Origin of the sequence: Chromobacterium fluminis, from assembly GCF_011602385.1 — a bacterium.
GTDB lineage: Bacteria > Pseudomonadota > Gammaproteobacteria > Burkholderiales > Chromobacteriaceae > Chromobacterium > Chromobacterium fluminis.
In genome coordinates, this window is the sequence record NZ_JAAOMA010000025.1 from 70,024 (window position 1) to 79,202 (window position 9,179).

General features: G+C 62.2%; 9 protein-coding genes. 4 read left to right on the forward strand and 5 right to left on the reverse strand.

All coding sequences use genetic code 11. The annotated features are described in order from the left end of the window. The first annotated feature begins 46 nt into the window (after positions 1-46). Positions 47-1,480: a sensor histidine kinase gene (locus HA052_RS17235; protein ID WP_166452828.1), complete on the forward strand. Its 1,434-nt coding sequence runs from the start codon at positions 47-49 to the stop codon at positions 1,478-1,480. Between the two features lie 147 nt (positions 1,481-1,627). On the opposite strand, the gene HA052_RS17240 is transcribed toward HA052_RS17235, so the two are convergent. Beyond that, positions 1,628-2,257, reverse strand: a complete 630-nt coding sequence (locus tag HA052_RS17240) for a LysE family translocator (RefSeq protein WP_166452829.1) — start codon at positions 2,255-2,257, stop codon at positions 1,628-1,630. Between the two features lie 62 nt (positions 2,258-2,319). Further along, positions 2,320-2,706 (reverse strand): DUF488 domain-containing protein, encoded by a 387-nt coding sequence (locus HA052_RS17245; RefSeq protein ID WP_166452830.1) that lies wholly within the window; start codon positions 2,704-2,706, stop codon positions 2,320-2,322. 107 nt (positions 2,707-2,813) lie between these two features. On the opposite strand from HA052_RS17245, the gene HA052_RS17250 reads away from it, so the two are divergent. Both HA052_RS17250 and HA052_RS17255 read left to right on the forward strand, forming a co-directional pair. Beyond that, entirely contained in the window at positions 2,814-3,425 is a 612-nt protein-coding gene (locus tag HA052_RS17250; RefSeq protein ID WP_166452831.1) for a LysE family translocator, read from the forward strand. A 7-nt stretch (positions 3,426-3,432) separates the two neighbouring features. Beyond that, positions 3,433-3,882: a GNAT family N-acetyltransferase gene (locus HA052_RS17255; protein WP_081545178.1), complete on the forward strand. Its 450-nt coding sequence runs from the start codon at positions 3,433-3,435 to the stop codon at positions 3,880-3,882. Between the two features lie 19 nt (positions 3,883-3,901). On the opposite strand, the gene HA052_RS17260 is transcribed toward HA052_RS17255, so the two are convergent. From HA052_RS17260 to HA052_RS17270, 3 genes are all read right to left on the reverse strand, one after another. Then, the gene (locus HA052_RS17260; protein ID WP_166452832.1) at positions 3,902-4,684 is read right to left on the reverse strand and encodes a ferredoxin--NADP reductase; all 783 of its coding nucleotides are present in this window, start codon (positions 4,682-4,684) and stop codon (positions 3,902-3,904) included. 80 nt (positions 4,685-4,764) lie between these two features. Next, positions 4,765-5,820: an NAD(P)H-dependent flavin oxidoreductase gene (locus HA052_RS17265; RefSeq protein WP_081545176.1), complete on the reverse strand. Its 1,056-nt coding sequence runs from the start codon at positions 5,818-5,820 to the stop codon at positions 4,765-4,767. A 68-nt stretch (positions 5,821-5,888) separates the two neighbouring features. Next, entirely contained in the window at positions 5,889-7,034 is a 1,146-nt protein-coding gene (locus HA052_RS17270) for an aminotransferase class I/II-fold pyridoxal phosphate-dependent enzyme (RefSeq protein ID WP_166452833.1), read from the reverse strand. Positions 7,035-7,268: 234 nt separating this feature from the next. Here HA052_RS17270 and HA052_RS17275 point away from each other — a divergent pair, with 234 nt between their 5' ends. Continuing rightward, the gene (locus HA052_RS17275; RefSeq protein ID WP_166452834.1) at positions 7,269-9,023 is read left to right on the forward strand and encodes an AMP-dependent synthetase/ligase; all 1,755 of its coding nucleotides are present in this window, start codon (positions 7,269-7,271) and stop codon (positions 9,021-9,023) included. Positions 9,024-9,179: the final 156 nt, after the last annotated feature.

The window sequence follows — 9,179 nt, forward strand, 5'->3', positions numbered from 1 at the left end:
ACACACCAGGCTGGCGCGCTCGCGGCGGCGTGCGATAATCGCCGCCATGATGTCATTGGACCGCCGCTACGCCCTCACCGCCTGGCTCTTGCTCAGCCTGGCGGGTTGCCTATGGCTGGGCTGGCGCCAGTTTGGCGCATTGGAACAGCGCTTCCGCCAGGAATCCTTCATTACCCTGCGCCTGCTGAGCCAGAAAGCTTCGCAACACGATGCGGTGCTGGCCACCCTGGCCGCTTCGGAACAAAGCCGTTTGCCCGCCGACATGCTCAAGCGCCTGCAAACCGCCATGCCTCAGCTGAGCGCCATCGGTTTTTGGCGACAACAGCAATGGCATGGCGATCCCAGCGGCCTGCGTCCGCCGCTGGCCTTGCTGTGGCAAGCCCAGCAACAAGGCCAGACCCTGCTCGGCTTCGACGCGCAACAACGCTACTGGCTGCAAAGCCCGGACGGCTGGGCGCTGTTGATCGACCCGTTGCGCATGCTGGTCCAAGCCGAACTGCCCGAGCCGCTGGAAAACATCTCGCTGCAATTGCGCGGCCACCGCATCGAACTGCTGCAACGCAAGGCCGGCGCGTCTGCCAATGATTGGGATCTGAGCCTGGACCGCAAGCTGCCCAGCGCCAGCCAACCCTTCCGCCTGTCCAGCCGCACCGCCTTGAGTTGGGACAGCTTGCCCTGGATGGAAATCCTGCTGTGGAACGCGCTGCTCGCCGCCGTCGCCGTCGCCCTGTACGCCAGGCATAGGCAACGCGCTTCTCAACAGCGCCAGCAACAGCAGGACCGTCTGGCCGCTCAAGCCCGGCTCAATACCCTGAATGAAATGATGGCCGGGCTGGCGCAGGAATTGAATCCGCCGCTGACCGCCATCATCGCCAATACACGCCAGCTGGAACGGACGCTGGACGAGCCCTCGCAACGCGAAGCCGCGCGCGACACCCTGCTCGCCACCGGCGCGCAAGCGCGCCGCGCCGCCGCCTTAATCAGTCGGCTCAGCCGCCTGCTAGCTCATCCCAAAGCCACGGAAACCACACCGCTGGACCCAGATGCCCTGGTGAGCTCCCTACTGTTCCTACGCCAGGCCGAACTAGCCAACCAAAACATCACTCTGGAATGGCATAACTTAAGCCCGGATGAATGGCCGCGCGCGGAACGCACGGCGCTGGAACAGATCCTGCACAATCTGGTGCAGAACGCCTGCGACGCGTTACAGGAACAAGGAGGCCGCATCGTGATCAGCGGCGAAAGCGACGGGCACAACTATCGTTTCAAAGTCATGGACAATGGCCCGGGGATTCCCGACACCATTCTGCCCAAGATCTTCCTGCCCTTCTTCACCACCCGCTCTCGCGGCATGGGCCTGGGTTTGCCGCTCTGCGAGACCTTGGCGCGGGCCCAAGGCGGCAAGCTCCACGTGCAAAACGCCGCCAACGGCGGCGTCATCGCGCAACTGATATTGCCCTGGGCCAAGCGCGGCGCGTGATGCCTCAAAACCTCTTTACGATCTCGCAGCTAGGGCGAGACAAGGCGTTGCGGCTGAAAAAGCGGAGGGTACACACGGTACATGAGCATTTTGAAGACGTACTCACCGTGTAACGCTCCACGACGCGTAGCAGATCGTAAACAGGTTTCAGTCCTTGCTCGCCAGCGCCAGCCGCAAAGCCAGCCCGCCAAACACAGACGCCAGCAGCCATTGCGGCAGCCGGCTGCTTCCCAATTTGTCGCCAAGCGCGCGTCCGAAACGGCTGGCCGCCAAGATGATCGCGCCATTGATCAGCAGGCCAATCGCGTTCAGCAAGGTCGCCAACACCATGATCTGCAGGGAAACCGGCCCCGCGGACGGGTGCACGAATTGGGGGAACAAAGCCAACACGAAAAGCGCCATCTTGGGGTTAAGCAGGTTGGTGATCAGACCTTGGGCCACGATGCGCGGCATAGACTGCGCGCTCGCCGCGCCTGGGACGCTTAACACGCTGCCGCTTCGCAGTGTGGTCCAGGCCAGGTAGAACAGATAGGCGGCGCCGGCGATGCGCACCGCATCGTAGGCCAGCGGCGCATGCGCGAACAGCTGCGCCAAGCCGAAGGCCGCCGCCAGAGCGTGGCAGTAAGTACCCATCTGGATGCCCGCCAAGGTGGCGAAGCCGGCCCTGCCCCCCTGGCTGGCGCTGCGACTGGCGATCAACAGCATATCCGGACCCGGCGTCGCCGCGAGCGCGACGCAGGCGAGGCTGAACAACAATAACGTAGACAAATCAGGCATGACGGACATTCCGAATAAATACAGATGGATATGATACAAGCCGGCCCGACGGAATCAAAGCCTCAATCCAGCGCCGCGCCGCGCTCCCGCAGCAAGGCTCGCAACACCGAACGGTGGCAGCGCGCCTCGTCCTGACAGTAACAGCCTATGGAAAAGTGACTACCGTGCGACAGCGCCGCCAGCAAATCCAGCTCGCGGCTTTGCGCCGGCGCCTTCATCTCCGCGCGATACGCCCGCTCAAACGCCTGCCATTCGGCGGGGCTCTGCGCCGCCTGCGCCTGTTTCACCAGCTCCGCGCTGGGCGCCAGGTTGGGAAACCACACGTCGTACCAATCACCGCTGGCAAACGCCTCCTTGGGCACACCGCGCGGCGGCCTCCGCACCGTGCCGATGCGAGTGCCCTCCTGCGGGTGACGCGGACTGCCCAATTGCACCACGCGTATCGTCATAGTTCGTTCTCCGAAACTACGCGGCCCCTGCGCCGCGCGGAACAACGTTGTCATCGATGGCGAACCCTGAGTAGACTAAGGGCCTGCTCCCAACCAGAACAATCCTCATGCAACACTATCCGCTTTATCTACTGATGGCGGCGGCCACCGTACTCAGTCCCGGCCCCGGCATTTTGATGACCCTGACCAATTCTCTGCGCTTCGGCCTACGCGGCACAATGAGCGGCATTCTCGGCACCGCCTGCGGCTCCTTCATCGTCGCCGGCGTGTCGGCCACCAGCCTCGGCCTGTTGCTGGCGGCCTCGGCGCTGGCTTTCACCATGATGAAATGGATAGGCGCCGCTTATCTGTTTTATCTGGGCGTCAAATTGCTTCGCGCGCCGGCTTTCCGCTTTGATGAGATTCAAACCCAGCCGCGCGGTTTTGCCCGACGCTTTGGAGAAGGCATGACGGTACAGCTGACCAATCCCAAATCCATCTTCTTCTTTCTATCCATCTTCCCGCAGTTCATCGACATCCAAGGCGCCTACGCGCCGCAATTCCTATTACTGGTCGGCACTTTCAGCAGCCTGATCATCCTGATTCACACCGTGTACGCACTGACCGCGCAACGTGCGCGGCGCTGGCTGACCAGCGAGCGCGGCGGTAAATGGGTGAACAAAGCCGGCGGCATGACCTTCCTGCTGTTCGGCACTCTGCTCGCCAACGCCAACAAGTAAAAACGCCATGCATCTGCAATTGGAATCACCGCGGCAACACGATGTGTTGGAGCTAATCCGCCAACTGGACGAATACCAAGCCGCCCTCTATCCGGCAGAAAGCAATCATCTGATGGACCCAGCGGCGCTGGAGCGACCTCAGGTACGCTTCATCGTTGCCCGCGACGAGAAGCTCGTGGCGGTCGGCTGCGCCGCGCTGGTGCAGCATGAGGATTGCGGCGAAATCAAACGCATGTTCGTGGCTCCGTCCCAACGCGGCAAAGGCGTGGCCCAGGCACTACTGGCCCGCCTGGAGGAGGAGGCCCGCGTCGCCGGCCTATCCACGCTGAAGCTGGAAACCGGGGTATCGCAGCCAGAGGCCATCGGCCTGTACCAACGCGCCGGCTTCAGCCCCTGTCCTCCATTCGGCGCCTACGTTCCCGATCCGCTCAGCCTGTTCATGAGCAAAGCCTTGTAGGCCTGTTGGAGCGTAACGGCTACCAGCCGTTCTCCAAGACCAGGTGGCCGGGCGCGCTTTGCCGGCTCATCCGGTAGCCCATCTTCATCAGTTGCCTATGGGTGTCCTCCACCATGGCCGGGTTGCCGCAGATCATGAAGCGCGAGTCTTCCGGCGACATCGCCAGCCCCGCCGCCCGCTCCAAACGTCCATTGGCCAGCAAGGCCGGTATACGCTCGTCCAACACGCCTTCCGGCGCGTCGCGCGTCACGATGGGCAGGTATTGCAATTTATGGCCGTGCTCGTCCCACAGTGGATGCTCGCGTAAAGCGGCGATGAAATCCTGGTAGCTGAGCTCCTCGGCGCGTCGCACGCAGTGCGCCAGCACGATGCGCTCGAAACGCCGCCACTGACCCGGATCCTGCAGAATCGACAGATACGGCGCCAAACCAGTACCGGTAGCCAGCAGCCATAGATCCTTGCTCGCCGGCAGCCGGTCCGCCAGGAAGAAGCCCATCGCCTTCTTGTCCAACATCACTTCTGCGCCCACTTGCAACTGCGCCAGACGCGAACTGAACTGGCCTTCCGGCACCACGATGGAATAGAACTCCAGATACTCGTCGGTCACCGCCGAACACATCGAGTACGCCCGCCAAACTTGGCCGCCATGATCGCCCAGCGGCAAGCCCAAACGCGCAAACTGCCCTGGCTCAAAACGATAGGCGTCCGGACGCCGCAAGCGGAAGCTGAGCAGATTGTCCGCCCAGCGCCGCAACCACAAAATGGGTTGAACCGTGTATTTCTCTTCGATCGCTGTATCCATTGTTCGCCAATACCCAAGTAAATCACTCAAGTATTGTCCTCCAGATCGGCTACGCCTTCAAGCCTGCGCCGCCGCAGCGCTCAACGATAGGCGGCCAACCATTCCTCATGCAGCGCGGCGACCAGTTGCCCCGCCGGCAGCTCGCGGCCGGCGGCCGCGTTTTCCCCGGCCCACAAGGACAGAAAATCACTCAGCCCGGCCTTGGCTGCCGCGGCGCGCAAGGGCCCGGTCAAGGCGTTCATCACAGGATAAGCCGGCACCAGGTCTTCCTTGTCGGCCATCAACTCCATATAACGGTTGCTCAGGCCGCGCGCGTGGCGCCCGGAAAACGCTCGGGTCAAACGGGTGCCGCCGGGAGCGGCCTTGGCCAGCTCGCTTTTCCACAAGGCGGAAATGCCGGACTCCGGACAACGCAAGAACGCGGTGCCCAACTGGCACGCTTGCGCACCGTGGCGCATCGAGGCGGCGATATCTCGCCCATGCATGATGCCGCCTGCGGCGATCACCGGCAGCGGTTGGTTCTGCGCCAGTTCATAAACCAGCGACAGCGTGGGGCGCAGGCTGTCCTGCGGCCGCCCGATGAAGGTGCCGCGATGGCCGCCCGCTTCCCGGCCCTGGGCGCAGATCGCGTCAGCGCCCAGCTCGGCCCAGGCCAACCCTTCCGCCATATTGGTGGCGGTGCCGATCACGTCTATCTTGGCCTGCTTCAACAATTTGAGCTGATTGCGGTTGAGGATGCCGAAGGTGAAGCTGGCCACCGCCGGCTTAGCCTCCAACAGCGCTTCGAACTGACGTGCGAACGGCTCGCAAAAGCGCTCCGGAATTTGCGGCGCCGGCAGCCCCAGCTCCCGGTGCAGCGGCGCCAGCCATGCCAACGCCTGTTCCAAGGCCTCCCTGCTGGGAACGGGATCGTCCTGTACAAAGAGATTGATGCCGAAAGGCTTGTCCGTGAGGCGCCGCACCGCGGCGGCCTCGCCGATCAGGTGTTCCGGCGGCAGCAACGCCGCCGCCAGGAAACCCAGGCCGCCGGCCTGGCTGACCGAAGCCACCAAGGTCGGGGTGGTGGCGCCTCCCGCCATCGGCGCCTGAATCAAAGGGGTGCGCAACTGCCAGCGACGGCACAAAGCGGAAGCCATATTTATCCTCAGATTACGCCCGCGCGGGCGTCGGTTGAAAGACTGCGCTGTTCAGAAGCGCTCTCCAATCAGTCCGCCAAAGCCTGCTCCAGATCGGCTAGGATGTCCTCGATGTCTTCTATGCCTATAGACAGCCTCACCCCGCCTTCGCGGATCCCCAAGCGGGCCTTTTGCTCGGGCGGCATGCCGCCGTGCGACATCGTATAGCTGTGATTGATCAGCGATTCGACCCCTCCCAGCGATTCGGCCAGCGCGAACAAGCGCAGCCGCTCCGCCAATCTGCTGGCCGCCTCACGATGGTCGTCCTTCAGCCAGATGCTGACGATGCCGCCAAAGCGGCGCATCTGCCGACGGGCCAGCTCATGACCCGGATGCTCCGGCAGCCCCGGGAAGAACACCCGCTCCACCTTGGGGTGCGATTGCAGGTAATTCGCCACCCGCTCCGCGTTGTCGCAATGGCGATCCATGCGCAGATGCAAGGTCTTGATGCCGCGCAGGGTCAGGAAACAATCCTGCGGCCCCGGCACCGCGCCGGCCGCGTTCTGAATGAATTTGATCTCGTGATGCAAAGCATCGTCGTTGACCGCCGCCAGGCCCAGCAGGACGTCGGAATGGCCGGCCAAGTACTTGGTGGCGGAATGCACAACGATGTCGGCGCCCAAATCAAGCGGGTTCTGCAGATAAGGCGTGGCGAAAGTACTGTCCACCGCCACTCGCGAGCCGTGGGCGTGCGCGATCTTGGACAACTCCGCGATGTCCACCATGCCCAACAACGGATTGGTGGGCGACTCCAGCCACAGCAGCTTGGTCCGCGCGCTGATCAGCGCCGACAAGCTCCGGCTATCGCTCAAGTCCGCGAAAGTGACCTTGACGCCAGCCGGCTCCATCACCTTGCTTAGCAAGCGGTAAGCGCCGCCATACAGATCCGCCACCGCGATCACCTCGTCGCCCGGCTTCAGACAAGCGCGCAACACCGCGTCGATGGCCGCCATGCCGCTGGCGAAGGCCAGGCCGTGGCGGGCGTTTTCCAGGCTGGCCAGGCAGGCCTCCAGCGCCGCCCGCGTGGGATTGCCGGTACGGGCATAAACAAAGGGCATGGATTCGCCCACATGCCCGTATTCGAACACCGAAGTCTGATACACAGGCGGCATCACCGCCTTGCCATGATCTGCGTTGTCATAGCCGGCATGAATGGATCTGGTTGCAAATTTCACGGCTTTTCCTCAAAAAATCACTTACTTGCCTACATTGTCCGACAAACTGACCGCAATCAAGCTCCTAGCGCCCCGCGGCCATGACTCTTTCATCATTTTTCGAAAACTTCAAGGAAACCACTGCAAAAATGGCGGCTACTCCCTTGATCTTGACTAAATTTTTAGCAGCTTTGGCTTTACATCCACGCGCTTTAGGACTATTTTGCAGCGTTTCGCATTCAAACAATTGTACGAATGAAGCTAGAACGCGTATTTGACATCCTGCCCCGCCAACTCGCACGCCACCCGCGCACCGACTGCCTCGCCGCCAAGGCCGGCAAGGAATGGCGCAGGCTGTCCACCGAGGAAGTTGCGGACAGCGTCAACCGCTTCAGTCTGGGACTGTTGGAATTAGGCATCGCCAGCGGCGACAAAGTCGCCATCGCCGCCGATAACTCCATCGAATGGGTGCTCGCCGATCTGGCGTTGCAACAAATCGGCGCCGTCAGCGTGCCGCTCTATCCCACTATGACCCTCGATGATGCACGCTATATCCTGACTCATGCCGAGGTCAAGCTCGCTTTCGTCGGCAATGCCGCGTTGCAACGCAAATTGCATGAGGCGCTGGGCAAATTCAGCTGTCCGATCTACGGCCTGGCCCAGATCGAAAGCTGCCCGTCCTGGACCGAGATCCTGGCGCTGGCCAAACCGGAGCGTCAAGCCGAGCTGGAACGCCGCCGCGACGCCATTCAGCCGGACGACGTCTACACCATCATTTATACCTCCGGCACCACGGGACGCTCCAAAGGCGTGATGCTGTCTCACCGCAACGTGCTCAGCACCGTCATCGCCACCGCGGAGTTCACCCGTCTGCCTCACGGAGAATGCCGCGCGCTGAGCTTTTTGCCGCTGTCGCACATCTTCGAGCGCGCCGGAGTGTTCTACTATATGTACAGCAGCGCCGGGGTCTATTTCTCCAGCGTGGAATGTCTATCCTCCGCCCTCGCCGACATCCGTCCGCATACCTTCAGCGCGGTGCCGCGCGTGTTGGAGAAAGTGCACGACAAGCTGGTGGGCAAGGCGCGCGAATTCAGCGGCCTCAAACGTCGTCTTTATCTATGGGCGGTGGAGCGCGCCGAACGCTTCGACCCCAATGCGCGGCGCTCGCCGCTGGAAGCCGCCAAACACGCGCTGGCCGACAAGCTGGTTTACCGCAAATGGCGGACGGCCATGGGCGGAGAGCTCAAATGGATCAATGTCGGCTCCGCCGCGCTGCAACCGCGGCTGGCGCGCCTGTTCTGGGCCTGCGGCGTTTCTGTAGCGGAAGGTTACGGCATGACCGAATCCGCGCCGGTGATCTCCGCTAACCCCTTCAACGCCCGGGACACCCGGATCGGCAGCGTGGGCCTGCCCCTGCCCGGCGTGGAAGTGCGCCTGGCCGACGACGGCGAAATCCTGGTGCGCGGCGACAATGTCATGCTCGGCTATTACAAGGAGCCGGGACTCACCGCCGAAGCGCTGAACAACGGCTGGCTGCACACCGGCGACATCGGCGTGCTGGAGCATGGCTACCTGCGCATCACCGACCGCAAAAAAGAAATGTTCAAGACCAGCAACGGCAAATACATAGCGCCGCAAGCGCTGGAGAACAAGCTGAAGGAATCCGCCTTCATCGACCAGATCATGGTGGTGGGCGACGGTCAGAAATACGCGGCGGCGCTGATTGTCCCGCTCTTCGAGAAACTGAAGGAATGGTGCGCCGAGCACGGCGTCGCCTACACCACCGACAGCGAGATGAGCTGCCACCCCAAGATCGTCGAGTTGATAGACCGCGAGATCAAGCGCTTCAACCGCTACTTCGGCAACTGGGAACACATCAAGAAATTCACCCTGATCGACAAGCCCTGGTGCGTTGACGCCGGCGAACTGGCGCCCACGCTGAAGCTGCGCCGCAAAGTCATTGCCGAACGCTGCCGCGCAATGATAGAAAGCCTCTACGCCCCGGCCTGAGCGCTACGCGACAAAGCCCCGCAACGCGGTAATGCCGTTCACTTAAGCAAGTGAACGGCATTTTTCATGGTGCGAATCTTGCTCATACTTCGCTCATGTTGACTCACTCATTTCCGTCCCTATGGTTGGCAAGGCTCACAAACACCCTGATTTCTC

What these genes read in the sequence shown, in the direction of transcription:
- HA052_RS17235 (WP_166452828.1), top strand. Translation starts at nt 47, where the DNA reads ATGATGTCATTGGACCGCCGCTACGCCCTCACCGCCTGGCTCTTGCTC.
- HA052_RS17240 (WP_166452829.1), bottom strand. Translation starts at nt 2,257, where the DNA reads ATGCCTGATTTGTCTACGTTATTGTTGTTCAGCCTCGCCTGCGTCGCG.
- HA052_RS17245 (WP_166452830.1), bottom strand. Translation starts at nt 2,706, where the DNA reads ATGACGATACGCGTGGTGCAATTGGGCAGTCCGCGTCACCCGCAGGAG.
- HA052_RS17250 (WP_166452831.1), top strand. Translation starts at nt 2,814, where the DNA reads ATGCAACACTATCCGCTTTATCTACTGATGGCGGCGGCCACCGTACTC.
- HA052_RS17255 (WP_081545178.1), top strand. Translation starts at nt 3,433, where the DNA reads ATGCATCTGCAATTGGAATCACCGCGGCAACACGATGTGTTGGAGCTA.
- HA052_RS17260 (WP_166452832.1), bottom strand. Translation starts at nt 4,684, where the DNA reads ATGGATACAGCGATCGAAGAGAAATACACGGTTCAACCCATTTTGTGG.
- HA052_RS17265 (WP_081545176.1), bottom strand. Translation starts at nt 5,820, where the DNA reads ATGGCTTCCGCTTTGTGCCGTCGCTGGCAGTTGCGCACCCCTTTGATT.
- HA052_RS17275 (WP_166452834.1), top strand. Translation starts at nt 7,269, where the DNA reads ATGAAGCTAGAACGCGTATTTGACATCCTGCCCCGCCAACTCGCACGC.